This window comes from Streptomyces sp. NPDC005551 (assembly GCF_042871785.1).
In the GTDB taxonomy this organism is placed as follows: Bacteria; Actinomycetota; Actinomycetes; order Streptomycetales; family Streptomycetaceae; genus Streptomyces.
Genome location: NZ_JBIAJE010000003.1, coordinates 75,586 through 100,486 on the forward strand (window position 1 = coordinate 75,586; position 24,901 = coordinate 100,486).

21 protein-coding genes and 1 pseudogene are annotated in these 24,901 nt (G+C 70.4%); 4 read left to right on the forward strand and 18 right to left on the reverse strand.

Annotation, left to right across the window (positions count from 1 at the left end; genetic code table 11):
• Positions 1–77 precede the first annotated feature (77 nt).
• Together ACFYP4_RS08595 and ACFYP4_RS08600 are read left to right on the forward strand one after the other, a co-directional pair.
• Positions 78–602 (forward strand): GNAT family N-acetyltransferase, encoded by a 525-nt coding sequence (locus ACFYP4_RS08595; protein WP_358852332.1) that lies wholly within the window; start codon positions 78–80, stop codon positions 600–602.
• Between the two features lie 22 nt (positions 603–624).
• On the forward strand, positions 625–924 hold the full coding sequence (locus tag ACFYP4_RS08600) for a YciI family protein (RefSeq protein ID WP_358852333.1): 300 nt from the start codon (positions 625–627) through the stop codon (positions 922–924).
• A gap of 140 nt (positions 925–1,064) precedes the next feature.
• Here the strand turns inward: ACFYP4_RS08600 and ACFYP4_RS08605 are convergent, their stop codons facing one another.
• Positions 1,065–3,236: a hypothetical protein gene (locus ACFYP4_RS08605; protein ID WP_388784011.1), complete on the reverse strand. Its 2,172-nt coding sequence runs from the start codon at positions 3,234–3,236 to the stop codon at positions 1,065–1,067.
• Between the two features lie 164 nt (positions 3,237–3,400).
• Between ACFYP4_RS08605 and ACFYP4_RS08610 the strand changes: the two genes are divergently transcribed.
• On the forward strand, positions 3,401–4,147 hold the full coding sequence (locus tag ACFYP4_RS08610; RefSeq protein ID WP_388784014.1) for an SOS response-associated peptidase: 747 nt from the start codon (positions 3,401–3,403) through the stop codon (positions 4,145–4,147).
• On the opposite strand, the gene ACFYP4_RS08615 is transcribed toward ACFYP4_RS08610, so the two are convergent.
• The 17 genes and pseudogenes from ACFYP4_RS08615 to ACFYP4_RS08695 all read right to left on the reverse strand — a co-directional run bounded on the left by ACFYP4_RS08615 (position 4,138) and on the right by ACFYP4_RS08695 (position 23,723).
• A complete protein-coding gene (locus ACFYP4_RS08615; RefSeq protein WP_358852336.1) occupies positions 4,138–4,461 on the reverse strand; it encodes an NIPSNAP family protein in 324 nt (107 codons plus the stop codon). The two genes, ACFYP4_RS08610 and ACFYP4_RS08615, sit on opposite strands and share 10 nt — an antisense overlap.
• 102 nt (positions 4,462–4,563) lie before the next feature.
• Positions 4,564–5,262, reverse strand: a complete 699-nt coding sequence (locus ACFYP4_RS08620) for a thioesterase II family protein (RefSeq protein ID WP_388784018.1) — start codon at positions 5,260–5,262, stop codon at positions 4,564–4,566.
• Between the two features lie 42 nt (positions 5,263–5,304).
• On the reverse strand, positions 5,305–6,579 hold the full coding sequence (locus tag ACFYP4_RS08625) for an APC family permease (protein WP_358852338.1): 1,275 nt from the start codon (positions 6,577–6,579) through the stop codon (positions 5,305–5,307).
• Positions 6,576–7,301: an alpha/beta fold hydrolase gene (locus ACFYP4_RS08630; RefSeq protein WP_358852339.1), complete on the reverse strand. Its 726-nt coding sequence runs from the start codon at positions 7,299–7,301 to the stop codon at positions 6,576–6,578. Before ACFYP4_RS08630 ends, ACFYP4_RS08625 begins: the two co-directional genes overlap by 4 nt.
• Entirely contained in the window at positions 7,298–8,530 is a 1,233-nt protein-coding gene (locus ACFYP4_RS08635) for a cytochrome P450 (protein WP_358852340.1), read from the reverse strand. The genes ACFYP4_RS08630 and ACFYP4_RS08635 overlap by 4 nt, the downstream gene beginning before the upstream one ends.
• Positions 8,517–8,750, reverse strand: a complete 234-nt coding sequence (locus ACFYP4_RS08640) for an acyl carrier protein (RefSeq protein ID WP_358852341.1) — start codon at positions 8,748–8,750, stop codon at positions 8,517–8,519. Before ACFYP4_RS08640 ends, ACFYP4_RS08635 begins: the two co-directional genes overlap by 14 nt.
• A complete protein-coding gene (locus ACFYP4_RS08645; protein WP_358852342.1) occupies positions 8,747–10,174 on the reverse strand; it encodes an AMP-binding protein in 1,428 nt (475 codons plus the stop codon). Before ACFYP4_RS08645 ends, ACFYP4_RS08640 begins: the two co-directional genes overlap by 4 nt.
• Positions 10,171–11,943, reverse strand: coding sequence for an asparagine synthase (glutamine-hydrolyzing) (gene asnB, locus ACFYP4_RS08650; protein WP_358852343.1), 1,773 nt, complete (start codon positions 11,941–11,943; stop codon positions 10,171–10,173). The genes ACFYP4_RS08645 and asnB overlap by 4 nt, the downstream gene beginning before the upstream one ends.
• A gap of 4 nt (positions 11,944–11,947) precedes the next feature.
• Positions 11,948–13,657 carry a non-ribosomal peptide synthetase gene (locus tag ACFYP4_RS08655; RefSeq protein ID WP_358852344.1) on the reverse strand — a complete coding sequence of 570 codons (1,710 nt, stop codon included), beginning with the start codon at positions 13,655–13,657 and terminating at the stop codon, positions 11,948–11,950.
• 73 nt (positions 13,658–13,730) lie between these two features.
• Entirely contained in the window at positions 13,731–14,573 is an 843-nt protein-coding gene (locus ACFYP4_RS08660) for a fumarylacetoacetate hydrolase family protein (protein ID WP_358852345.1), read from the reverse strand.
• A gap of 97 nt (positions 14,574–14,670) precedes the next feature.
• Positions 14,671–15,690, reverse strand: coding sequence for a hypothetical protein (locus tag ACFYP4_RS08665; RefSeq protein ID WP_358852346.1), 1,020 nt, complete (start codon positions 15,688–15,690; stop codon positions 14,671–14,673).
• Between the two features lie 353 nt (positions 15,691–16,043).
• A complete protein-coding gene (locus ACFYP4_RS08670; protein ID WP_358852347.1) occupies positions 16,044–16,880 on the reverse strand; it encodes an alpha/beta fold hydrolase in 837 nt (278 codons plus the stop codon).
• Positions 16,877–20,044 (reverse strand): condensation domain-containing protein, encoded by a 3,168-nt coding sequence (locus ACFYP4_RS08675; protein ID WP_358852348.1) that lies wholly within the window; start codon positions 20,042–20,044, stop codon positions 16,877–16,879. Before ACFYP4_RS08675 ends, ACFYP4_RS08670 begins: the two co-directional genes overlap by 4 nt.
• Before the next feature lie 139 nt (positions 20,045–20,183).
• On the reverse strand, positions 20,184–21,497 hold the full coding sequence (locus tag ACFYP4_RS08680) for an MFS transporter (protein WP_358852349.1): 1,314 nt from the start codon (positions 21,495–21,497) through the stop codon (positions 20,184–20,186).
• 559 nt (positions 21,498–22,056) lie between these two features.
• The gene (locus tag ACFYP4_RS08685; RefSeq protein WP_388784028.1) at positions 22,057–22,845 is read right to left on the reverse strand and encodes a teichoic acid biosynthesis protein C; all 789 of its coding nucleotides are present in this window, start codon (positions 22,843–22,845) and stop codon (positions 22,057–22,059) included.
• A 93-nt stretch (positions 22,846–22,938) separates the two neighbouring features.
• Positions 22,939–23,279 (reverse strand): annotated as a pseudogene (locus ACFYP4_RS08690) (FAD-dependent oxidoreductase); the annotation flags it as partial.
• Between the two features lie 18 nt (positions 23,280–23,297).
• Positions 23,298–23,723, reverse strand: coding sequence for a DUF3592 domain-containing protein (locus ACFYP4_RS08695; RefSeq protein WP_388784031.1), 426 nt, complete (start codon positions 23,721–23,723; stop codon positions 23,298–23,300).
• A gap of 399 nt (positions 23,724–24,122) precedes the next feature.
• Here ACFYP4_RS08695 and ACFYP4_RS08700 point away from each other — a divergent pair, with 399 nt between their 5' ends.
• The gene (locus ACFYP4_RS08700) at positions 24,123–24,893 is read left to right on the forward strand and encodes an ABC transporter ATP-binding protein (protein ID WP_388784034.1); all 771 of its coding nucleotides are present in this window, start codon (positions 24,123–24,125) and stop codon (positions 24,891–24,893) included.
• Positions 24,894–24,901: the final 8 nt, after the last annotated feature.

Genomic DNA, 24,901 nt, shown 5'->3' on the forward strand with positions numbered 1-24,901 from the left:
AGACCCTCGGCTCCAGCACTGTGCCATCCCGGTCAGGACTCCCTGCGCGTGATCTCCGGGTTCGTATGCTGTCCTGCATGACGAAGCTGGAGCGACTGCGGGCCGATCACGCACCTGCCCTGCTGGCCTTCGAGCAGGAGAACCGCGCGTACTTCGCCCGCAGTGTGCCCGACCGCGGGGACGGTTACTTCGCCGAGTTCACCGACCGCCACCGGGCGCTCCTGGCGGAGCAGGACGCCGGCACCTGCCACTTCCACCTCGTCGTCGACGACCGGGGCACCTTGCTGGGCCGCGTCAACCTCGTCGACGTCGAGAACGGCAGCGCCGAACTCGGCTACCGCATCGCGCAGCACGCCACGGGCCGTGGTGTCGCCCGCGCCGCGGTCACCGAAGTGTGCCGACTGGCCGCCACCCGTTACCGGCTCATCACCCTCACCGCGTGCACCACGCAGGACAACCCGGCCTCACGCGCAGTCCTCACCCGCAACGGGTTCACCGGCGTCGAGGACATCACCCTCGACGGGCGCCCCGGCACGCGCTACCGACGCGACCTCACCACGGGCGGGTACGGAACGACCCCTCCGGGCGCGGGCGCCACGTAGGCATCCCACTAACCTTCCGGTCATGTTCGTAATGGAATTGACCTACACGGCACCCCTCGAGCGCGTCGAGGAACACCTCCGGGCACACGTGGCATGGCTCGGCACCCTTTACGAGGAGGGCGTCGTCATCGCCTCCGGCCGCAAGGAACCGCGTGACGGCGGGATACTGATCGCGGCCGGCGTCGACCGCGCCCGTGCCGAGCAGATCGCGGAGGCGGACCCCTTCACGAAGGCCGGGGTGTGCGCGTACCGGATCACGGAGTTCTTCGCCACGAAGACGGCACCCGCACTGGAGCGCTACCAGGAGCAGCTCCCGGCCTGACGGGCCGCGCAGCGAAAACGGGGAGGCGCCGTGGGCGCCTCCCCGTCGGAGTCGGCGGCGAGGAGAGCGAAGGAACTTGTTTCAGAAAGGGAATTGAGAAGGAAGCCCCTTCATGGCCTCGCCTTGGGCAACGCTAGCACTCAGCCCGGGATCAAGTCGCGGAGATTTTCGAGGGTGATGACCCGGGAGTCCGGGTGCAGGCCCTCAGGACGTTCGAGACCGACGTACAGCACCGGCTCGTCCGGGACCGCGCCGCCGTCCCACATCCTCACGGCCGTGGTGTCGTCCGACATCAGCCCGATGAGGTGACGCACTGTCAGATAATCGCGCTCCACGAGGGCGCGCACCACCTTGGAGACCGAGATCTGGTTCTCCTCGACCCTGTTGGCCGCCGAGATGCCCTTCAGATAGAGGTGCAGCCACTTCGCCCGCCAACGGCCGTCGTCCTCCCGCCGGAACACCAGCGGCAGCGCCACGCGCCCCGCCCCGCGAAGCTCCGACTTCATACGGACCGTGCGCGGCTCGAAAGGCCGGCCCTTCTGCTCACCGTCCCGCAGCATGAAGCCGAAGAACGACTCCTCGACCTCCTCGAAGCTCTCACCGGCGTAGATGTTGACCTGCGGCACGATGAAGGCGCTGCGCACCCGGTCCAGGGACAGGCTGATGAACTCGGAAGCGCCGTCGGGCGCCTGAGTCACATCTCCCGAGTGCCGGCCCCCGACAGCCCTGAGGGAGGTGTAGGACAGCCAGCAGTCCGTGCTGTAGTCGGTGTGGAGAAGAAGTGCCGAGAGGTCGTAGTCGGTCCGCTGCCCGGCCTCCTTCCAGTACACGAAGAAGCGCAGCTGATCGCCTTGGACCGCGGACACCGAACCGCGTGGCAGTACGCCGAGCCCGGCTGCCGTCGCCCTGCCGCTGAGCGGGAGTGCCACGTCGAGGATGTCGGGGTCGAGCAGCAGCCGGTCCGGTGCCGGGAGCCTGCGGCGCATCTCGTCGTCGAGGGCGGCGAGAAGGCGGTCGCGGTCCGCGGCCGGGACCGGTGGCCGGACGTCGGAGGTGACCCACCCGCGGCCCCGGCGGTTGACGAAGATCCGGGGTTCGCCGGCCTCGCGTTCCCGGTTCTGGAAGTGCTCGCGGACCGACAGCACGACCCGGCCGGAGACTTCGGGAGCAACCTGCACCGCGGCGTCCACCACCGCGTCCCGCTGCTCCTGGTCGCCGGCGATCCGCAACAGGAGGTCCAGGGCGCGGAACAGCTTGCCGGGAGCGGACTTGAGCAGCCGCACGGCGCCGGGGACGTCGGACGCGTCGAGCAGCTGCTCGACACGGCTGTCGAAGGACCGCGCCTCCTTCTCGCCCCGTGCGACGGCGAACACGTCGGCGGCGTGCGGCCAGCGCGGGTACTCGTGCGGGTGCAGGCGCTCACCGAGCCGTTTGAAGGGTTCGCGGTGCGCGTGCACGTCGGCGAGCTTGGCGGGGTTCGCCGCGACCACCGCGTCGAGGCCCGCGAGCAGAGCACGGCGCTGCGGCCGTGAGAGTGCCCGGAACCGGGTCGGTTCCTGCAGGGTGACGTCGCCGCCCGACAGGGCGCAGGCAAGCCGCAGCACATCGGTGACGGTGTCCAGCAGGAGGTCCGCACCGACAGCGAGCCGTGCCTCGTTCACGACCGCCCGGTTCTCGCGGACCGGGATCGATTCCGGCTGCGGGCCGAGCGCGCACCGCGCGGCGAGGGTCCTGAGGTCGTGCAGGTGGTCCTCGCCCAGGGGCGTCGTGCTGCCCGCCAGGGCCAGGTACAGGTCCGTGAGTTCGTCGTCCAGGTCCCTGCCGAGGTGCAGGACGGTCACCCGGTCGCCCGCCGAGGCGATCAGCTCGTCCTGCGCCGCGAGCATTTCCTCGTAGGTGTGCTGATAGCGGCCGTATGCGGGAAGGCTGAGCAGGTTCAGCACCCCGTGCGCCAGTTGCGTCAGGACGTTCTCGCGCGACGAGTCGTCGCCGAGCGCCTGCGCCACGCACCGCATCCAGAACTCCTCGGTGTCGGGCACGTTCGCCGGGAAGTCGATGAAGTACGCGTTGTGGCGGACGTGGTCGCCCGCCATCTCGCTCACCGTGCGCAATGTCCGTCGGGCGGTGTGCACGACCGCTGCCTCGGACAGTCCCGAAAGCCGCTCCAGCAGCTCCGCCGAGAGCTTGAAGCCCACAGAGGTCAGCGCCGCGTCGAACTGGCGTGCGGCGCCGGCCCCTTCCCCGGTGGAGCCCTGAGGAGAGGGAAGGCGATGGGTGTGCCGGATGACAAGCGATTCGAAACTGTGCGCCATTCCGGGATGATCGCAGAGAGGTGCGAGCGGGCGCACAGGAGTTTTCGTGGGCGTTCGGACGCCATGACCACGCCGGCCTCCGCGGGAACGTCTCCCCCGCCGGTCGGCCGACACGGGTCGGTGAAGGGCGCTCCCGACGGGGCGGGCGATGGCACAGTGGTGGCATGTGTGGTCGCTACGTCTCCACCCGCAGCCCCGAGGACCTGGTCCAGCTCTTCCAGGTCGCCGACTGGCGCGCCCAGGAGAGCCTGGCGCCGAACTGGAATGTCGCGCCGACCGACGAGGTGTGGGCCGTCCTCGAGCGGGCCGCTCGCGGCCAGGACGAACCCGCGTCAGCGGAGCGGCAGTTGCGGCCGCTGCGGTGGGGACTGGTGCCCTCCTGGGCGAAGGACGTGAAGGCCGGCGCCCGGATGATCAACGCGCGGGTGGAGACGGTCCACGAGAAGCCCGCCTTTCGCCGCGCGTTCCTCAGGCGCCGCTGTCTGCTGCCGGCGGACGGATTCTACGAGTGGCAGGCGAGCCAGGACCCCGACACCGGCAGGACGCGCAAGCAGCCGTACTTCATCCACCCCGAGGACGACCAGGTCATGGCGCTGGCCGGACTCTACGAGTACTGGCGCGACCCGGCCGTCGAGCAGGACGACGACCCGGCCGCCTGGCTGATGACCTGCACCATCATCACCACCGAGGCCACCGACGCGGCCGGCCGTGTGCACCCGCGCATGCCGCTGGCGCTCACCCCGGACCACTACGACGCCTGGCTCGACCCCCACCACCGGGACCCCGACGAACTGCGCTCCCTGCTGGGCCGGCCCGCGGACGGCCATCTGGAGACCCGGCCGGTCACCACGGCCGTCAACAGCGTCCGCAACAACGGCCCGCAGCTGCTCGACAAGGTCGGTCAGGTCTGATTCTGCGCGCCGGGCAGCAGCGGTCGCATGAAAGTGCGCTCGTAGCGCAGCACGCACCCGCTCTCGTCGCGGATGCGGTCGGCCTCGACGAAGTCCACGTGCACGCCGAACAGCGCGCGGTACTCCTCGTAGGCGGCGAGGCTGGAGAAGCTGAACAACGCCAGCGCCTCGTCGCTCGCCCCCTCGGCGGGAAGGTAGTAGCCGTGGTGCGTACCGCCGTTGGCGTCGACCAGTTCCATCCAGCGGCGGCCGAACCGCTCGAACGCCTCCGTCTTCGCCGGATCGATGACGTAGCGCACAACGCAAGTGATCATGCGTCGAGGTTAGACACGGTGGCGGTCCGGGCCGGGTACGAATCTCCGGGGGGACGGCCGCCCGGGCGCCCCGCACTCCCTGAATGGCCCCGGACGGACTTCCTATCCCGCGCCGACGCCCAGTTCGGCGCGGAGCCAGCCGGTGAGTTCGGTGGACGCGAGGAGGCCGGAGTGCCCGCCGGCGAACGTCCGCTGGACGCATTCCGTCCGTGTGAAGCGTCGCCACTGCCCCACCGAGGCGTCGTCGGCCAGCGGGTCCTCGGCACCGCGGACGGCCAGGACCGGGCAGGGGACGCGCGCCGGTGGCGCGGACGGGGTGAAACCGGCGAGCAGGGCCAGATCCTGCTGAACCGTCTCGGCGACCACCTCGCGCCACTCCGGCGCGGTGGCGGCCCACTGCCCGGGGTCGACGGCGGCGAGGTAGGCCGCGGCGGCCTCGGGCGAGTCCGTCGCCCCGGGCGGTACGCGCAGCAGGTCGGGGGCCGACGCCCCGGCGACCACCAGCGCGTCCACCTCGACGCCGCTCCCGGCGAGCACGAGCGCCGTCGCGTAGGCGACGTAGGCGCCGTAGCTGTGCCCGAACAGTACCGGCCGTGTGCCGGGCAGGCCGGTGATCTGCTCGGTGCACGACGCGACGACCGCGTCGAAGGAGTCGGGCGGCTTCCCGGCGTCGCGACCGGTGCGGCCGGGGTAGCGCACCACCGTGCACCTCGCTCCGAACACGTCACCCAGCGCCCGGAACTCACCGCCGAAGGAACCCGCCCCCGGGAAGATCACCACGGAGCGCTCGTCACCCGTCATCTCTCGTGCCTCCTTTCGTGTGGGTGCGGCGGGTGCCGCGCCTCAGTTCCGCACGCTCTCACGGCTGTCCTCGTGCACCGTCCGGCGGCGCAGGAGCGCGATCGCCAGAGCTAGCACCCCGAACAGCGCCCAGCACAGCCACATGGACGGGCCCGCCAGCACGGTGACTCCCACCACCGTCACCGCGCACAGGAGCGTCACGGCCCTGGCCGGTCCGCCCGTCGCGAGCCGGGCGAAGGCCGCCGCCCCCACTCCGTACAGGACGAAGTACACGCCTCCGGAGAACGTGAAGAGGCGCTCCAGCGGGACGACTCCGCTCGCGCTCAGGACCGTGATCAGCGTGAGCAGTGCCCCGACGCTCACCACGGCGGTGAGCGGGTTGCCGTCCCGCTCGCGGACGCGCACCAGTCTGACCGGGAGGTAGCCGCTGCGCGCCATGCCGAACACCAGCCGGGACAGCGCCAGCACCGAGGCGAAGACGTTGGCCGTGATGGCGGCGGTCACCAGGACCAGCGTGACCGGACGCCCCAGTTCGCCGAGGGACCGCTCAGCGAGCAGCAGCAGCGGCGCCGACCGCAGTCCGTCCTCGTGCGGATCGACCGTGGCGAACAGGCTGAGGAGCAGCAGTCCGTACAGGGCGACGACGATGAGGTACGAGGCCGCGAAGATGCGCGGGATGGCGTCCGGGCGCTTGTGTTCCTCGAAGGTGAAGGCCACCGTCTCCCATCCGGTGAAGGCGACGAACACGGCGGTGAGCACCGTGCCGAAGGAGCCCGAGGCGGGGAGGTCGGTGCCGGGCGCTCGCACTCCGTGGGAGCCGAGCCCGACCAGGGCGATGCACACCACCATCGCGAAGAGGGCGAGTACAAGCGCGACCTGCAGTCTGCCGGACACGGTGGTGCCGGCGCACGCGACGGCGGTGGCGCCGCAGAGCGCCAGTACCGGGAACAGCCAGGCGAGGGCGGACACGCCGGTGAATTCGGCGAGGTAGCGTCCGCCGGTCAGCGCGGTCGCGGGGATGCCGGCGACCAGGGCGAGCGTCGCGGCCGTTCCCGCGGTCCGCGCCAGGGAGGGGTTGAACGCCACCTCGGCGTAGTGCGCCACGCCTGACGCGGACGGATGGCGCCGTCCGAGCCAGGCGTAGCAGTACAGCAGGGGGACGACCGCGAGCGCCGCCACGGCCCAGGGCATCCACGCGGAGCGCGACAGCGTGTGGTAGCTGGTGCCGGGCAGGATCATCATGCCGCTGCCGAGGATCGTCGACAGCGCCAGGAAGGTTCCCACGGCGCCGCCCAGCGACTTCTGGAGCCCGCTCACGTCACCTCCGTACGCACCTGGTGCAGGGCCGCGTCGACGCACTGTTCGAGAAGTCCGGCCAGCGGAGCGTCGATGGTGTGGCCTCCGTCCGCGACCGTCACGTGGAACTCTCCGCGGACCCGCTCGTGCCACGTGACGCAGTGGCGCGGCGGGATGAACGTGTCGCCCCGCGTCGAGAGCACGTGCAGGGTGTCCAGTGCCGGGGCGGTGGTGTGGATCCACTCGGCGAGGCCGTCGGCCACCGAGGCGTCCTCGCGCAGCCCGTCGGCGATCTCCGCGAGCATGTCCTCGTCGTCGAGGAGGTCCTGCGGAAACCCGTCGTGGGCGAGGATCTCCGCGATCTGGCGGTCGGTCAGGCGGGTCATGGTGGGGATGCGGCCTTCGTGGTCCGGGCACGGCGTGTTGATGAGCAGCAGCCCGGCCGGCCGGCCGGTCCGGGCGGCGAGTCCGTCGTGCAGGCGCAGCGCGGACAGTCCCCCCATGCAGTGCCCGACCAGCAGGGCTCGTGCGGCGTCCGCGGCGTCGAGGGCCTCCCGCAGTTGCGTGCCGCAGTCCTCCTGCCATGCGCCGGACTCGACGGCCCCGGAATCCGGCGGGTTCGGCAGGGACAGGAAGCCCATGCCGCGCCGGGCGGCGAGCTTCTCCAGCTGTTCGGTGGTGGTGCCGCCAGAACCCGCCGCGGGGAACGCGACGAGCAGGCAGCTCTGCTCGGATGTGGTCATGCGCCGGCGTCCTTCGCGTCGACCACCTCGACCTTGAGTTCGGTCAGTCCCAGCATGAAGTTGGAACGCAGCCGCTGCGGTTCTTCGAGGACGACGAACGCCTTGTCCCAGGCGGCGAGTTCCTCCACGAAGGTCTGGATCTCCAAGGTGGCCACCGGGGCGCCGATGCAGCGGTGGACGCCCGCGCCGAAGGCGATCTGCTTGTTGTCCGGCCGGTCCATCATGAACGTGTCGGGCCGGTCGAACACGGCCGGGTCGCGGTTGGCGGCCATGTTCCACAGGGTGACGAAGCTGCCCTCCGGTATCACGTGGTCGCCGACGGGAAAGTCCTCGAGGGTCAGCCGCTGCACGTAGCTGTTGGTCGAGGTCCAGCGCAGGAATTCCTGGGTGGCGACGTCGACGGGCACGTCGCCGGCGACGACCTTGAGCCACTGGGCCCGTTCACGGTGGATGGTGTCGACGGTGAGGCTGGCCGTGTGCGGGGTGGTCTCGTTGCCGCCGACGGCGACGTTCAGGCCGTTGAGGAGGGCCACGTCGCGGGGCATGTCGCCGGAGGCGACGAGCTGCGCGAGGAATCCGATCATGTCGTCGGCGGAACCGGACTCGATGCGCCGGCCGATGAGTTCGTCGATGAAGTCGAGAACCTCCATCTGCGCGTCGACGAGGGAGTCCAGGGGCGAGCCGCCCGTGTAGGACTCGTCGCGGTAGCCGATCATCGTGCGGGTGGCGTCCAGCAGGGCCTGGGCGTCCCCGGGGGCGATCCCGAAGAGGACCTCCAGCACTCCCTTGGGCAGTTCGGGCGCCACGACCTTGTCGAAGTCGACGCGGTCGCCGACCGACAGTTCCCCGAGCGCCGTACGGATGTTGCGGCGTACCGTCCGGCCGACCTTCTCGAGCATGTCCCGGCTGAATCCGCTGCGTTTGATCGGCCGCCGGATGGCGGTGTGCTCGGGCTGGTCGGCGACGATGAGCATGCGGCCGGAGGCCGAGTCCTTCTCGGGGCGGTACGAGCCGTCGATCATCGTCCCGTAGGCGGAGCTGAGCCGACGGTGGTCCACGTAGGCCGCGTACACGTCGGCGTAGCGGGTCAGGGCGTAGAACTCGTATCCGTCGGGGCGCCGGTGGACCGACACCGGATGGTTCTCCCTCAGGTCGGCGAGGTACGACCAGGGGTCGTCGACCGCGAAGAACTCCGCCGAGTACAGCGGGCTGTCCTCAACCACCAACATGGAGTGCTCCCGTCAGTTCGGCGATGCGGTTCGGGGTGCGGCCCTCGAAGAACACGTGCCCGGGCACCTTGACGCCGGTCTGCTCCTTGAGCAGGGCACGGCACCGCAGGACGGCCAGCGAGTCGACGCCCGCCTCGAAGATGTCCGCGTCCTCCGGAACGTCGCGATTGAGGACCTTGCGCAGGCACTCCACGATCATGGCTGGTGAGATCTGTGTCATCGCTTGCCTACCCTTTCCATGTAGAAGTCGTCCATGAGTGAGGGAACGTCGGTCTTCCCGCCGGCCTTCGTCGGGAACGCGTCGAGGAGGTGGAGCCGTATCGCGTCGGAGAACGACCGGACGACGGGTTCGAGCCGTGCGCGGACGGTGTCCTCGGCCGGGTGGTCCCCGCCGAGGCGGACGAAGGCGACCGTGCCCCGGTCGTCCTGGGCGACCAGGCAGTCGAGGACACCGGGGACACGGCTTGCCTCGTGCTCCAGGGCCCCGGCGTCCACCCGGGTGCCGTTGACCTTGATCTGGTTGTCGAGCCGTCCGGCGAACTCCAGGTCGCCCGCGTCGTCCTGACGCACCAGGTCGCCGGTCCGGTAGGTGGCGCTTGTCCCGTGCACCGGGAACGGCTCGGTGAGCCGGCCGCCGTCCAGGTATCCGGCGCAGACCAGCGGCCCGGAGACCACGAGATGGCTCAGGCCCGGGCGGGAGCCGTCCGTCGGCAGCAGACTCTGGCGGCAGCCGTCCAGCGGGGCGCCGATGGGGATGGTCTCGGCCGTGAACCCCTCCGGCAGGTCGTACCGGTGGGTGGCGAAGGTCGCCTCGGTGGGACCGTAGAGGTTCACGAAGCGGTTCGTCAGTCCGGCCGCGCGGGCCTGCCGGTAGGTGGCCGCGCGGAACTGCTCGCCGCCGCTGAAGACCCAGGGGATGCCGGCGAGGCATTCGGGCATGGCGCCGACCACCGTGGTGACGACGGCGGCGGGCAGCAGCACCCGGTCGATGTTGTAACGCTCGGCGAGTTCCGGCCAGGCGAACACGTCTTCGTTGACATGCGGCAGGCGGACGACGCGGCCGCCGGCCGCCACCGCCTTCCAGGTGTCGAACCACCAGCCGTCGAAGGCGGGTGCGGCGAAACCGCCGGCGGTCGGCGTCCCACGCGTGGGCACGTCCAGTCCGCGGCAGGCGAACAGCGCCAGCAGGTTGCCCCGGGTCACCGCGACGGCCTTGCGCCGGCCGGTGCTGCCGGAGGTGAAGTTGACCGCCACGACATCGGAGGGAATACGGTCGGCGGGCAACCGTTCAGCGGACCGCTCGACCTCCTCGACGACGTCGGCAGCGTCCCCCGCGCCCACCCGGACGAACAGGGTGAGGTCCGGGCGGACCCGGTCGAGCACGTCGGCGCCGAGGCTGCCGTCGTCGCTCACGGCCAGGCCGCCCGCCTGCCACACGCCCAACTGGCCGGCGAAGAAGCCGAGCCGGGAGTCCGAACGCAGGCAGACCACGCGCGCGCCGTCGTAGCGGGCGACGGCCTGCCGGACCGCCCCGGCGAGCGCTCCCACTCGGTCCCGGCCGTACTCGACTTCCTGCTCCACCCAGACCGTCTCCGCGGAGCGCCAGCGGTGCGGGCCGATCACGTCACTCCATGCATCCGTCACAGCTTCAGTCCCAACTCGTCGATCACGGCGCTGATACTGATCAGACTCAGGCGTACATCCCATTTGTCGGGCGTGGGATCGGCCGTCAGCCGGTCGAACGCATCCGGCGCGAAGATCCCGCCGGCCGCGACGAGGTCACGCCAGCGTGCCGTCTGCCGTTCGTCGGCGATGGCGTCCAGTCCGTAGGCCGTGAATCCCTGTTTGGCGCGGGTCAGCACCCGCTCGGGTACTACGCCGGCGTACGCAGTCTTCAGACATGCCTTGCCCTCGAAGTCGGCCACCTTGCGGTCGTCCGCGGTGCGGAGCGCCAGTTCCACCACGCCGTTGCCGAGGAAGGGGTAACGGCCCTCGATGGAGTTCGCCATCAGCATCAGGTCTCCGTGGTCGCCCAGAAGATGCCCGCCCAGCTGTACGTACACGTCGGCGATGGAGCGCAGTTGCATCGGGGTGAGGGCGGCGGCCTCCTGGTCGGTGTAGGGGATCAGCCGTTCCCGCCAGAACTCCCGCCCCGTCAGGGCCTCTTCGGTCTGCGGGGTGTAGCACTGCCGGCGCCGGCGGGCGAGCCGGTCCCAGTCGACCTCCCAGCCGAAGTCCGCCCGGCCCCAGGCGCGGGCGTTCTCCTCGCGTCCCTGGGGCGTGCGGCGTCGCGCGGCGTCGAAGACGTAGGAGTCGTAGCCGAAGAATAGTTCGTCGGCGCCCTCGCCGGAGACGACTCCCTTGATCCCGGCCTGGCGCACCTCGTCGGACAGCATGCGCGCCGCCACGTTGTACGTCTCGCGCTGCGGGTAGCAGCAGTGGCGCACCATGTCCTCGAACCCGGCGGCCACGTCCGCGGGGCCGCAGCGGATCTGCCGGTGCTCACTGCCCACCGTCTCCGCCACCTCGCGCTGGAAGCGCCCCTCGTCCAGGGCGGCGTCCTCGAAGAGCACGGAGAACGTCTTCGGCGGTTTCTCGAGGAGGCGGGTCGCCTCCAGTACCAGGGTCGAGGAGTCGAAACCGCCGCTGAGATAGGCGCCGATCTCGACGTCCGCGTGCAGCCGGTCGCCGACCGCGCCGCCGAGCGTGTCGCGGATCTCCTCGTCGGTCGCGGGTGCCGCGGCGGTGTCGAACTCGCCGTAGCGCCAGTAGCGCGTGGTACGGGGTTCGCCGTCGCCGAACGTGACCACGCAGCCGGAGGGTACGGCGTGGACGTCGCGCACCAGTGTCTTGGGGGCGACGATGTTCCCCAGCGAGAGGTACTGGTCGACGGCGGTGACGTCCAGCCACCACGTCCCGGGCACCGAGGTCACCAGCGGCTTGAGTTCGGAGGCGAAGTGCACGTGGGTGCCGGCCACCGTGTAGAAGAGGGGACAGATACCGAAACGGTCGCGGCCCAGGTGCAGCCGCTCGCGGTCCCTGTCGTAGATCGCGGTGGCGAACTGGCCGTCGATGAGGCTCAGTCCTTCGGTCCCGTACCGTGCGAACAGCTCCGGCACGACGGCCACGTCCACCCGGTTGGCGGAGCGGACGCCCAGACGCCGGTTCAGTTCGGGGGCGTTGTAGATCTCGCCGTTGGTCACGGCCGCGTAGCGGCCGGTGGCGTCCTCGGCGGGCTGCCAGCCGTCACGCAGCGCGGTCATGCCGAGGCGGCCGAGTTTCATGGACAGCGTGGGTGTGCTCAGCGAGTAGCTCTCGTCCGGCCCCCGATGGGTGAGCCGGGCGTGCATGGTGGCGGAGACGGCCCTGTCCAGGGTGCCGTCCGGCGCGAAGGTCCCGCACAGGCCGCACATCGCGCTACACGCCCCGTTCCTGGAGTTGCTCCGCGAGCACCCGCAGGTTCTCCGCCCGCAGCACGTCACGGACACCGGCGTCCACCCAGCCCAGCCCGCGCATCCTGTTGACGAGGACCACGGCGGAGGCGGAGTCACCGCCGACGTCGAAGAAGTTGTCGTCCAGCTCCACGTCCTGCACTCCGGTGAGGCTGCGCACGAGATGCAGAACCCGCAGCTCGGGCTCGCTGTGCAGGATCGCCCGCAGGGCCGTTTCGCGGCGGCCGGTCCGCAGCGCATCGCGGTCGATCTTGCCGTTCGGGGTGTGCGGGAACGTCGCGACGCGGTCGAGCACCGAGGGGACCTTGTACGGGTCGAGGGTGTTCTCCAGCTGCCCCCGCAGGGTTCGCGGGTCGCCGTCGCCGCGGTAGTAGCAGACGAGCACGTCGGGGTCGCTGCCCTCGGCGCCGTCGTGGGCCTCGGCAACGACCACGGCGTCCAGGACGCCGTCCAGCCGGCAGACCGCGTTCTCGATCTCGCCCGGGTCCAGGCGGTAGCCGCGGACCTTGACCTGCCGGTCCACCCGCTCCACGAAGTACAGCGCGCCGTCGCGCTCCTCGACGATGTCGCCGGTGGCGTAGACGCCCTCGGAGCCGGGCTCACGAAACGGTGCGAGGCCGTCCTCGGTCAGATAGCCGAGCGCCACGCTCGCTCCGGTGACGACGAGTTCACCGCGGTCGCCGGCCACGTCGCCCGCCACGTCGCCGTCCACGGGCCGCAGGTGGTAGGCGCAGTCGCCGACCACCGAGCCGAGCGGCACCGCGTGCCGGCAGGTCCCCGGGGCGAGCGGTTCGGTCAGCAGGTTGCACACGGTGGTCTCGGTGAGTCCGTACGCGTTGTGGAACGCGGTCACCGTGGCCCAGGTGCGGATCACCGAAGGCCGGCAGGGGCCACCGCCGTTGATCACATGCCGAAGCCGCATGCCGGGGGTCGGTTCGGTGACCGTCAGCGCGTACGGCGTCGTCTTGAGGTGGGTGATGCCGAACTGTTCCAGGGTCTCGGCCAGGACGGAGCCGGGTGTCAGCCGGGACTCGTCGAGCACGACGAGGCAGGCGCCCGCGGACAGCGTCCACAGGATCTCGGTGAGGCATCCGTCGAAGGTGAGACGGGCGAACTGCAGGGTGCGCGAGCCGGGACCGACCTCCAGCCGCTCGACGTGGTCGCGGATCACCGGTGCGAGGGCTTCGGCTCCCACGAGCACGCACTTGGGTTCGCCGGTCGAGCCCGAGGTGTGGATGGCGTAGCCGGCGTCCGTCCCGGCCGGCAGCGGTCCGCCCACCGGGCGCCCGTCAGGGGCCGTCCGGCCCGTCGGCAGCCAGGCCACGGGCACCTCTCCAAGCGCGACGTGCCCGTCGGGCGAGGTCGCGTCGGCCATGGTCCGCAGTCCCAGCAGCCGCACCTTGGCGGCGTTGGAGGCCGCGCTGTCCCGGTCGTCGACGACGACGAACGGGCGCCGTGCCTTGAGTGCGCCGACGATGGCGACCACGGCGCCGATGTCCCGGTGGCTTCGGATGCCGACGAACTCACCGGGCTCGGTGCGCGCGGCCACCCGGCGCGCGAAGTCGTCGGCCAGCTGCCCGAACTCGCGGTAGCTGAAGGTACGTTCGGCAGTGCGGACGGCTGGGCCGTCCGGGAAGTCCTGTATCGCGCGGTCGATCTCGTCGACGACTGTCATGTGACGGGTGTGCACCTCGACCCTCCTCTGTCGTGTGGTGTTCCGATGGCGTGCTGGAGACGGACGGGGTCCGTCACCGCACCGGGTGGGTGAGGGTGCCGACACCCTCGACGACCGAACGGACCGTGTCTCCGGGGCTGATCACGGTGGCCCCGGGTGTGCCGGTGCACAGGACCGTGCCGGGTGCGAGCGTGCGGCCGGCGGTGAAGTACTCGACGAGGTACCCGAGGTCGTACTTCATGGAGGTCGGTGTGGCCGACGCGATGGTCTCGTCGTTCAGGACCGTGGAGATCCGCACGGCGTCGAGGCCGTCGGGGAACTCGTCCATGGTCACCAGTACGGGCCCGACGCTGCAGAACGTGTCGAATCCCTTGGCCCACGGGATGTACCGCGGGTTCTCGCGGATGGCGTCCTCGGCCGTCATGTCCAGGACGCAGGTGACCCCGACGATCACCGACCGCCAGCGGTCGCGTGCCACGTTCTTGCAGGCGGTACCGACGATCAGTCCGAGCTCCGCCTCCGCGGTGACCCGCTTGGACTGGATTGGCAGCTCGATGTGTTCCGCGTTGCCGATGAGACATCCGCCGGGACGCAGGTAGGAGCCGGGGCCCGAGGCGGGCTGCTGGGTCTCCAGGTCCTCACTGTGGCGCTGGTAGTTGAGGCCCGCGCCCCAGATGTCCGCGTCGCGGTCGGCCACCGTGGCGGCCAGCTCCGTGTTCAGCGCGACCGGCGTGAGGTCGTCCCCGTGGCGGTCGAGGGCTCCGGCGAGGGCCTCCAGTTCCCGCTCGCCGACCAGGTCGGCGATCCGGGTGACCCCGGCGTACCCCGGCAGTCCGCTCAGGGGGAGCCATCTGCCGTCGTGACCGATGACGATCTCACTGGTGCCGCTGTCGGTGGAGGTCCTGGCCAGTTTCACTGCTTCTCCTCTGTCGCGATCGGTCGGCCGGCGCGGGTCGTGCGGGTGGGGCCGGGGCGCGGACCACGGCGCCCCGGCGTGTGACGGGGCCCGCTGTCTACGCGGCGCAGCCGCAGCGCGCCGCGGCGCTCCGGAAGTCCTTCTGGCGGGGGCTGTGGTCGGCGATCTCCACCGCGGTCTCCATCAGGCGGGCGGGATCCGCGCGGAACTCGGCGGCCAGGTCCTCCACGAGCGGGAAGAAGCCCGAGTGGATGCCGATGACGGCGCCGAGCACCTGCATGGTGCGGTCCTCCGGGACCGCTTCCATGTTGAGGTGGGCGTACTCGGCGATCCTGGCGAGCTCCTGGTAGTTGAAGAGGTCGCCGCGGGTCAGCTTGAGGATGCCGGCGACGGCTTCGATGGAGGCGTTGCCGGAGCCGCGTCCGATGCCGTTGAGCGTGGCGTCCACGATGGTGGCGCCGGCGTCGTACGCGGTGACGCTGTTGAAGTTCGCGAGGCCGAGGTTGTCGTGGCCGTGAAAGCCGACGACGTCGAAGTGCTCCCGGACCGCGCTCACGTACTCGCGGACGGTGCCGGGGAGCATCGCGCCGTAGGAGTCCACGACGTAGACCCCCTTCAGGGCCTCCGGCACCCCTGCCAGGCTGTCCAGGAGCTGGCCCACGGGGGTCGCACTGGACTTCATCAGGTTGAGGTAGACCTCTTCGCACACCTCGGTCGCCTGGCGCAGGTAGTCGAGGTGGTCGGGGACCCGGTCGGGTTCCATCCCGACCCGCAGGAACGTCATGCCCTTGTTGGCCAGCGTCTCGACGGTCTCCAGCCGGGTGAACTCCGGCTGGGCGAACATGCCCCACGGCTTGGCCGAGAGGGTGGCACCGGCCAGTTCGCCCCAGCGCCGGTGGTCTATGTTGCAGGCCCTGATCCCCGTCTTCTCCGCCTCGAGCCCGAGACCGTGGCCGACCTCGACCTTGGTGACCGGGGTGTCGTTGAGGCGCGTGAGTAAGTTGGTCACGAACGTCTCGTCGAGCTGAAAGTCGACGGCGTACATGCCGTCGCGCAACGTGCAGTCGAGCAGATCGACCTTCGCGGTTTCCATGAGCTGGCTGCCCGGTTGGGACATGCTGCCACTCCTCACTGAGATCCGTATGGGTGCCCGAGATGTGCTTCTGTCGTGCGGGACATGAATGCTGTGCGCCGAAAGAATGCAGAGCGCCGGTACCGCTGCAATGAGCAGGGAATTCATCCGGAGTTTCCGGGACGAGCGCGAGGGGCGTCAGACCCATACCCGGGGCGGACGAGAACTCTCTGCTTCGGCAGCGGCCCGGGGCGCTTCGAGGAGGCACAGGAGCTTCCTCACACAATCCGTCTTCCGACGGCGCGTATCCAATATGCTAGGGAATTCCGCACCCCATGGCAAGCAATTTCCGGAATTTCCGCGGCTAATCCCTCGCCACTTTCCACCGACGTAAACATTCAATTTCCCTCGGCATGCGGCAGGCCGGCCAGGGCGGCCCGGGTGAGTCCCGCGATGCGCTGGAGACCGTCACCGAGCCAGATCGAATGATGATCCCCGGGGATCGTGTGCTCCGTCAGATCGGGCACCAGCCGGGCCCACCGTCCGTCCTGAGGAGGTGAGTGCGAAGCCAGCAGATGCCAGGCCGGACCGTGGTAGCGCCCGGGTGCCTGGTACGCGTGGACCGCCCGCACGTGCGCGCGGAACACGGTGTAGCGCTCGCTCAGCAGGTCCGCTTCGAGTTCGGGCGGCAGAGCCCGCGACTGTTCGACCTGCCGGAAGACGGCGTCGGCGTCTCCCGCGAACCCCGCGGTCAGCGCGTCGAGTTCGGCTCCGCACTCCACGCCGAGCGACGCGGTGACGTCGTGCAGAAAGCGCCGGACGGTCTCCCTCTCGGGCGGCACGGGCGACGGGAACGGCGGGCTCGTGTCGACGAGGACCACCTGGCCCACCTCGGCGCCGGCCTCTGCCAGCCGCCGTGCCATGTCGAACACGATGAGCCCGCCCAGTGACCAGCCCAGCAGGTGCACCACGCCGTCCGGGACGGACTCCCGCAGGGCGGCGGTGTACCGCGCGGACAGGTCGGGAACGGAGGGCACGGGTTCCTGGTCCCCTTCGAAGCCGGGCGCCTCGATCCCGTACACGGGCTGGTCGGCGCCGAGCAGCTGGGCCAGCGGAAGGTAGGAGTACGCCGAGCCGGAGCTGGCGTGCACACAGAACAGCGGTGCCGCGGTGCCCTCGGGACTCAGCGGGACGATCCGGTCCACGTCGGGGCACGGCGGGGAGGGCCTGGTCATGAGCGCACCTCGTCGGTCTTCTCGTCCACGAGCGCGGCGAGCGCCCGCACGGTGACATTGCCGTACATCGCCCGCACGCTGAGCTTGATGCCGAACCTCTTGTTGATGCGGCTGACCACACGCATGGCCTGCAGCGAATTCCCGCCCGCCGCGAAGAAGCTGTCCTCGGCCCCCAGTTCCGGCTTCGCAAGCACCTCGCAGAAGATGCCGGTCACGGCCTCCTCGGTCGGCGTGCGAGGCTCCGCGCGGTCGGCGTCGCCGGCACCGCCGGCCGCCACCAGCTCGATCACGGCCTCGCGGTCCACCTCCCAGTCGTCGCGCAGTGGCAGGGCGGGCACCACCATCCAGTGCGTCGGGATCAGCGCGTCGGGCACCAGGCCCACCAGGTGGGACCGGAGTTCGGGCGGAGCCGGGGCGCGGTCGCCGACCGGGCGGACGCAGGCGGTCACCCGGGAGGCCCCGTCCTCGTCCGTGTCCTCCAGCACCACGGCCGCGGCGATGCCCGGATGGCTGCTCAGGAGCGTCTCGATGCGGGCGGGCGACGTCGGCACACCCCGGCGCTCGATGCGCGTGTCCGCGGCACCGAGGAGCTCCAGACGCAGATCGTGGCTCCAGCGGGCGGTCTCGTCGCTGAGGAAGGCGGTGCGGCCCGGGTGGAACGGGTCCGGCACGAAGCGGTTCGCGGCGGCCTCCGGCTGGTTGAGGTAGCCGTCGGCCAGGCTGCCCGCCGCACCACCGACGAGGAGACGGCCGGTCACACCACGCGGTACCGGGTTCAGTGCGTCGTCGACGACGTACAGCGACCGGTTGACGTGCGGCGCGGTGCCTCCCTGCGCGGAACCGGCGCAGGCCGCGGGGGCGCTGGGCGGTCCCCACAGCGTGCCGAACCGCCGCCCCTCACGCGCCCACTCCCCGGCGGCCCGTCCCGACGGTTCACGGTCGGCGCCACGGATGTGCCGCAGGGCGGGCAGTGCGGCGGGGTCGAGCAGGGCACGCAGCGCCGGCGGCAGGTGTGCGTGGGTGACACGGCGCTCCCTCAGCAGGGCGGCCACGCGTTCGGCGTCCGCACCCTCCTCGGGCGTCGCCGCGACGATCGTCGCCCCGCACGTCAGGGCGGCCCACACGTCGCCCCACAGGCTGCCCGAGGACACCGGCAGGACGAACAGCCGGTCGTCTTCGGCGAGTTCGAGCGCCCGGCGATGCCCCTCGCCGGTGAACGCCAGCGTGCGGTGCGAGAGGACCACGCCGCGGATCCCCCCCGCCGCGTCAGGTACGTACACGACGCAGGCGGGCGCACCCGGATCCAGGTCCTGCTCATGGGCCGACAGCGGTGCACCCGCGGGCCGCGGGCCGTCCTCGGTGTCGAGCGCCACCACGGCCCACCCGGACGGTTCGGGGAGCCGGGCCCGCGTATCGGCGTCCGTGACGACGACGGCCGCGGCGGTGTCGGCGGCGACGAACGCCAGCTGGCCGGCGGCCTCCTCGACACCGAGGTGGGTTGCAACCCCTCCCGCCCGCCACACGCCCAGGGCCGCGACGCAGGCGTCGGCCCACCGGTCGCCGACCACGACGGCGACCCCGCCCGGCAGGAGGCCCGCGGTCCGCAGCCGTGCGGCGAGGGCGTCGGCCCGCCGGTCGAGGTCCGCGTACGTCAGCTCCTGCGTGCCACTGACGACCGCGGTTGCGGTGGGCCGCAGCCTCGCGACACGCGAGACCGCCAGGGGCACGGGCTCACCGTCCCACTCCGCCTCGGGCCCGCGGCCCGCGGCGAGCAGCAGGCGGCTCTCGTCCTCGTCGACCAGCGCGATGCGCGACACCGGCCGGTCCGGGTCGGCCGCGGCGGCGCGCAGCACCGTCTCCAGATGGGCCAGCAGCGCTTCGATGCGCCAGGGGTCGAACAGGTCGGTGGAGTACTCCACGGAAGCGCGCAGTGTCATGCCGTCGTCGACGAGGGTGATCGCGACGTCGAAGCGGGCGCCCTCGGCGGCCTGCGGTATCAGTTCTGCCGACACCCCCTGCAGGGAGAGGTTCTCGCCGGAGGTGGCGCCGCCGAGCATCTGCAGGCTGACCTGGAACAGCGGGTTGCGGCCCGGCTCGCGGTTCGGACGTACGGCGTCGACGACCTGGTTGAACGGGGCCTCCTGGTGCTCGTACAGCTCCAGGGTGCCGTCGGCCACCCGGTCGACGAGTTCACTGAAGGGCGGGTCGTCCGAGAGGTCGCAGCGCAGCACCGCCATGTTGACGAACATGCCGACGACCGTTTCCAGTTCCGGCTCCGGGCGGCCCAGCATCGGGACGCCGAGCGGGATGTCGTTCTGGCCCGTGTAGCGGCTGAGCACCACGTTCAGGGCCGCGGCCAGCACCATGAACGGGGAGGCGCCGTGGTCGTTGCCGAGCTGTACGACGAGGTCGCGGACGTCCTTGGGCAGATCCCTGTTCAGGGTCTCGCCGTGATGGCCGCCGCCGGCCGGTCGGGGCCGGTCCGCGGGCAGGTCGAGCACGGGGACCCGGTCCAGTTTCGCGCGCCAGAAGTCGAGATCCTCCTCCAGCACGGCACCGTGCAGACGCTCGCGCTGCTCGACGGCGAAATCGGTGTAGTCGAGGTCCCTCTCCTCGAAGACGGGTGACATCCCGCTGCACAGGCTGCGGTATGCGGTGGATATCTCCGCGTTGATCAGTCCGGTCGACCAGCCGTCGGTGACGATGTGGTGGAAGCCCTGGAAGAAGACGTGCTCCTGCGGCCCCAGGCGGACGAGGGAGAAGCGGTGGAGCGGGCCGGTGCCCAGGTCGTAGGGCTCGGTGCGCAGTGCGTCGGTCTCGGCGCGCAGCCGCATCTCCCGTTCGGCGGCGGGAAGTTCGGACAGGTCGGTCACGGGCAGTGGTGCGAACGCGTGCGGCGCCACCACTTGGTGGAGGGTGTCGTCCACGCGGTGGACGGTGGTGCGCAGGGCCTCGTGGCGGGCCACGACCAGGTCGAGGGACTGCTCGAGGAGGTCGACGCGCAGGGGGCCGGTCAGCCGCCACACCATGAGGATGTTGTAGACCGTGTCTCCGGAGGCCAACTCGTCCAGGAAGTAGAGCTGTTCCTGGGCGAACGAGACCGGGTGGGCCGACGGGGAGTCTCCCTCGGCGACCGCCGGACCGTGCCGTTCGCTGGGATGCATGTCAGGTCCTCTCCGGTGTGATCGGCGACTTCAAAGCGGACAAGGGAACTCCTTCGAGGCGCGGAGGGGCGGTCCTGCCGGACGGCGCGGGGAATCGGGGTCGGAGCCCGGGCGCGGGCGGCGGACGTCGGTGCGGATGTCAGCCGGCCGTCTCGGCCGTCTCCGCCCGTGGTTCGGGCATGGAGCGCACACGAACGACAGGGGACAGGGCGAGCGGGACCACCATCGCGGCCGAGCAGAGCACCAGGACGACGAGGCCCGTCCGCAGGCCCAGGGCTCCGCCGAGCAGCCCTCCGCAGAGCCCGCCGAGTGCTCCGCCGCCGAAGAGCAGCGTGCGGAAGGCGGCGTTCATGCGGCCCATCAGTGACTGAGGGGTCAGGGTCTGGCGCAGCGAGAGCTGCACGACGTTGGACAGTCCGCTGCCGAAGTAGCTGATCAGCAGCGACAGGATGAACGTGACGATCATCAGAGGTCTGGGGCCGCCCGCGACGACGAGCAGGAGGGGGCCGACGTAGATGCCGGTGAGGGCGAGTCCGTAGACCGCGCCGGTGGGGAAGCGGCGGATGATCGCTGCCGAGGACAGGGCTCCCAGCAGCGCGCCGACGGACGACACCGAGTAGATGAGGCCGACGAGTTGAGGACTCAGTCCCTTCTCCCGCACTCCGTAGAGCAGGAAGAGCGTGGAGACGCTGGTCAGCGAGAAGTTGGTGAGCGGGGCTAGCGCGGCCAGGGGGCGCAGGAGGCGGTGGCCGAAGACCCAGCTGACACCCTCCTTGAGTTCGCGTCCCAGGTGCCGTTCGGTCGTCGGGGGCGCGGGGGCGGGTTCCTTGGTGCGGATCATCAGGAGGCTGATCAGCGAGGCGAGGTAGGAGAAGGCGTCCAGGACCAGTGCCGTCGGGGGCCCGAGCCAGCCGACGAGGACACCTGCCACGCCGGGGCCTGCCACGTCGGAGGTCGACTGGGTGACGCTGAGTTTCTGGTTCGCCTCGACGTAGAGTCGCCGGTCCTTGACGAGAGCGGGGACGAAGGACATCCAGCTGACGTCGAACAGGACGGAGCAGACGCCCACCAGGCACGCGATGACCAGCAGCGCCTCGATGGACAGCAGGTGCAGGGCCGACAGCAGCGGAACCAGCGCGATGAGCACCATCCTGACCGCGTTCGCCGCCAGCATCAGCGGCCGGCGCCTGCTGCGGTCGACCCAGACTCCGAAGACCAGCGACAGGAAGAGGTACGGGGACAGTTGCAGGAAGCTCAGGAGACCCATCTGTTGCGGTGTGGCGTCGTACACCAGTACCGCGGTCAACGGCAGCGCCAGATTGGTGACCTGCGACCCGAAGAGGGAGAACGCCTCGCCCGACCAGAACGTGAGGAAGTCGCGGCTGTGCCACAGGTTTCCCGGAGCGGAGGGCGGCGGCTCATGAAGGAGAGGCTGCTTCGTTTCTTCGGTCACCGGAAGCTATTCCCGTCCTGGTGAACCCTGGTAATGGCCGCAGCTGCATAACTCGTGCACGTCGGCGGCTCGCGCATCGGATCGGGCACGACGGTTGCCCATCGGTAATCCCCCATTTCCACGAGTAATACGTCGCGAAGTAACGTCGCGAGCTTCGCGGCGCACATCTGGAACCTATTGACCGGTACCTATTAACCGGAAGCTGTTAAGGCGAGTAAAGGTGTACAGGCGTACGGGTTCCCAACCGCCCCCACCACACACCGCCGCATTCCTTGTTGGCCGAAAGACCGTGCCCGCGCCCGTCTGAAACGGGGGGCATGCGGATCGCTCCGTGCGGCCGCGACGACCGGCGGAATAGGGTACGTGGTGCAGATCAGGAGCGCGTTGTTTCCGCCGACGACCTGAAACGATCACTATTTAAGATCTTGAAAAGACCGTGCAGTATCAGCCGGTGCCCCGCGCACCACCAGTCAGCCACCACCACTCAGACATGCCACTGACCCCGGGGCGCCGGCGGGCCCCGGGTTCTCGTAGCGCGGCGGCGCCGCCGTTGTCCGGGTCAGACGAGCGCGTTCTTGTAGAAGAGGTTGGAGCGGCGGTCGCCTGCCTCGCCGGAGGCGAAACCGAGGAACAGCCGTACCTCACCGGCCACCGTCCGGTAGACGGCCATGCCCTCGGGCTCGCGGAAGCTGAGGGTCGAGCCCGCCTGCGTCAGAACGGGCCCCTGGGCGACCTTCCCGGTGTTGAGGTCGATGGCGGTGACCTCCGAGTCGACGATGTTCCCGTTGGCTTCGTAGCTGGTGCCCGTGAGGACGTAGAGATACTGGCCGTACGCCGTGTAGCCCTGGAACACCGACGACGCCGTGCTGACGGTGGGCATGACGAACCGGGACAGCGGGCTGCTGAAGTCACCCGACGCTGCCGCCGACAGGGAGTGCACGGAGATGTACCGGTCGCCGTCGAGGAGGTAACGCACGATCAGCCGGTCGTTCACCGGGTCGGTCGCGCAGGTGTAGGAGGTGGCTCCGGCCACGGGCGTGTACTTGGTCAGCGCCGAGGAACTGGTCGTCAGCGTGGTGCCGCTGGTGAACTTGAAGCGGGCCAGGCGCGTCCCGTAGCCGCTGGTGCTCGCGTCGGTCTCCGTCCACAGGTACGTGGAGGTGCCGACGGCCTGGGCACCTATGGACACCCCGTGACCGAAACCGGTGAGGTACATGTACCCGACCTGGTTGCCGTCGAAGTCGAGCTGGGTCACGCACAGGTCGCCGGCCGTCTCCGACGTGCCGTCACGGCGCTGGACGACGAACAGGCGGCGGTTGACGTTGTCGAAGACGAATCCCTGCTGCACGGTGCTGTCGCGCAGGGTCTTGCCGCGGAACAGGTCGTACGACGGTTGTGTCAGGGAGTTGAACCCTTGGACGGACCGGTGTTCGCGAGTGACCTACCGGTGCTGCTCGGCCCCGGCGAACATGTCGATGAGGCCGTGGGGCGCGTCGTCGCCGAAGAGAAGTTCGTGCAGCCGGGCGCCATCGTCGGCGGCCGCGGCACTGCGGGGGAACACATCCTGCTCGTACGCGGCGAGCGCGGCCTCGGTGTCGTCCGGGTGCGCGGCGATGGCTTCTGCGAGTTCGGCGCCGTCGTACATGGCCAGGTTGGCTCTACGCCGTTCGGGGCCGAGAGGTGGGCGGCGTCACCGAGCAGCGTCACCCCGGGCACGCGGTCCCAACGGTGCTCGGGCGGCAGGGCGTTGAGGGTGCGCAGGACCGGCGCCGTCTCACCGTCGACACCCGGGGTCCGCGGTCAGAGAGTGAAGAGCCGGACGAGCAGCACCGCCGGCGTGCCCACGGTGAGCAGGGCTCCCACGGCCGTGAACACCCGGTCGACGGTCGGTGCGTCCCAGCCCTGGATGGCACACCGGCGGGGATTCCGCGGGTCGTAGCGGACCGTGACACACGCCCCCACACGGAAGGCCCGCGCGACGGAACCGCGGCCGAGCCTGGACGCGTACTCGCACGCGCGTCCGTCCCGGGCCGTCCACGCGGCGACCGGATGGTGGTAGGTGGCGCCTTCGTGGTCCCGCCTGACGTCGTGGCGGACGATCCGGCCCTCAGCCGTGACACCCCCGCGGCGCAGCGCAGCGGCACGGCGGAGTCCGTACGCGCCGAAGCCGAGGAAGACCACGCCGATCGTCAGCGGGATGAGGGCGAGAAGCCATACGCGTTGCATATGTGGTGCGACGCGTGCGCGGGGGCACCGGTTGCGGTCGGTGCGACCGTGTCCGCCACCCCGCCCTCACCGGCGCCGCTCCTCCGAGCGGGCCTACGGGGTCGGCATCCGCGCGGCGGCCCCGAGCGGGCCCAATCGAAGATCCGCCGAGCAGTGACGGCAAAGACCGGTGCAGTACTGGCACGGGCGAGAGGAGTGTGAGTTGATCACCTGTGTTGCAGCAACACTGGAATTCGCCCCCTCTCGGGGTCGCCGTCATACCAGAGGAGGAGAGACGGAGTGCGTGGTCCGACTCAAGAGGGCCCCGGGAACGGGCACCGGGACTGACGATCCGCGGCCGCGGGGCAGACACGATGGGGTGGTCCCCGATGCTCACCCCCTGTGACCAGGAGCCCTCCCGTGACCACCACGCTCATCGCACACCACGCCACCGCCGTGGCCGCCCGCGCCACGGACCTGTCCAAGGTGTACGGCCAGGGCGAGACCCAGGTGGTCGCCCTCGACCGGGTCACCGTCGACTTCCAGCAGGCGCAGTTCACCGCAATCATGGGCCCCTCGGGCTCCGGCAAGTCCACGCTGATGCACTGCGTGGCCGGCCTCGACACCTTCAGCTCCGGATCCGTGCGCATCGGTGACACCGAACTCGGCACCCTGAAAGACAAGCAGCTCACCCAGCTGCGCCGCGACAAGATCGGCTTCATCTTCCAGGCGTTCAACCTGCTCCCGACGCTGACCGCCCTGGAGAACATCACGCTCCCCATGGACATCGCGGGCCGCAAGCCCGACAAGACGTGGCTCCAGAAGGTCATCGACATGGTGGGTCTGCACGACCGCCTCGGCCACCGCCCGACCCAGCTCTCCGGCGGTCAGCAGCAGCGCGTCGCCGTCGCCCGCGCCCTGGCCTCCCAGCCGGAGATCATCTTCGGCGACGAGCCGACCGGAAACCTGGACTCCCGGGCGGGCGCCGAGGTGCTCGGCTTCCTGCGCAACTCCGTACGGGAGCTGGGCCAGACGGTGGTGATGGTCACCCACGACCCGGTGGCCGCCTCCTACGCCGACCGGGTCATCTTCCTCGCGGACGGCCGGATCGTCGACGAGATGATCCAGCCCTCCGCGGACGGCGTCCTCGACCGCATGAAGGCATTCGACGCCAAGGGCCGGACCAGCTGACCATCCGC

Excerpts from the sequence above, each read along its gene's own strand:
- asnB (WP_358852343.1), bottom strand. The coding sequence starts at position 11,943 with ATGTGCGGCCTGTGCGGGACCTTCGCGCCGGACGGCACCCTGGACAGG.
- ACFYP4_RS08610 (WP_388784014.1), top strand. The coding sequence starts at position 3,401 with ATGTGTGGTCGCTACGTCTCCACCCGCAGCCCCGAGGACCTGGTCCAG.
- ACFYP4_RS08635 (WP_358852340.1), bottom strand. The coding sequence starts at position 8,530 with ATGTTGGTGGTTGAGGACAGCCCGCTGTACTCGGCGGAGTTCTTCGCG.
- ACFYP4_RS08655 (WP_358852344.1), bottom strand. The coding sequence starts at position 13,657 with ATGACAGTCGTCGACGAGATCGACCGCGCGATACAGGACTTCCCGGAC.
- ACFYP4_RS08665 (WP_358852346.1), bottom strand. The coding sequence starts at position 15,690 with ATGTCCCAACCGGGCAGCCAGCTCATGGAAACCGCGAAGGTCGATCTG.
- ACFYP4_RS08695 (WP_388784031.1), bottom strand. The coding sequence starts at position 23,723 with ATGCAACGCGTATGGCTTCTCGCCCTCATCCCGCTGACGATCGGCGTG.
- ACFYP4_RS08670 (WP_358852347.1), bottom strand. The coding sequence starts at position 16,880 with ATGACCAGGCCCTCCCCGCCGTGCCCCGACGTGGACCGGATCGTCCCG.
- ACFYP4_RS08620 (WP_388784018.1), bottom strand. The coding sequence starts at position 5,262 with ATGACGGGTGACGAGCGCTCCGTGGTGATCTTCCCGGGGGCGGGTTCC.
- ACFYP4_RS08600 (WP_358852333.1), top strand. The coding sequence starts at position 625 with ATGTTCGTAATGGAATTGACCTACACGGCACCCCTCGAGCGCGTCGAG.
- ACFYP4_RS08675 (WP_358852348.1), bottom strand. The coding sequence starts at position 20,044 with ATGCATCCCAGCGAACGGCACGGTCCGGCGGTCGCCGAGGGAGACTCC.
- ACFYP4_RS08640 (WP_358852341.1), bottom strand. The coding sequence starts at position 8,750 with ATGACACAGATCTCACCAGCCATGATCGTGGAGTGCCTGCGCAAGGTC.
- ACFYP4_RS08605 (WP_388784011.1), bottom strand. The coding sequence starts at position 3,236 with ATGGCGCACAGTTTCGAATCGCTTGTCATCCGGCACACCCATCGCCTT.
- ACFYP4_RS08630 (WP_358852339.1), bottom strand. The coding sequence starts at position 7,301 with ATGACCACATCCGAGCAGAGCTGCCTGCTCGTCGCGTTCCCCGCGGCG.
- ACFYP4_RS08615 (WP_358852336.1), bottom strand. The coding sequence starts at position 4,461 with ATGATCACTTGCGTTGTGCGCTACGTCATCGATCCGGCGAAGACGGAG.
- ACFYP4_RS08595 (WP_358852332.1), top strand. The coding sequence starts at position 78 with ATGACGAAGCTGGAGCGACTGCGGGCCGATCACGCACCTGCCCTGCTG.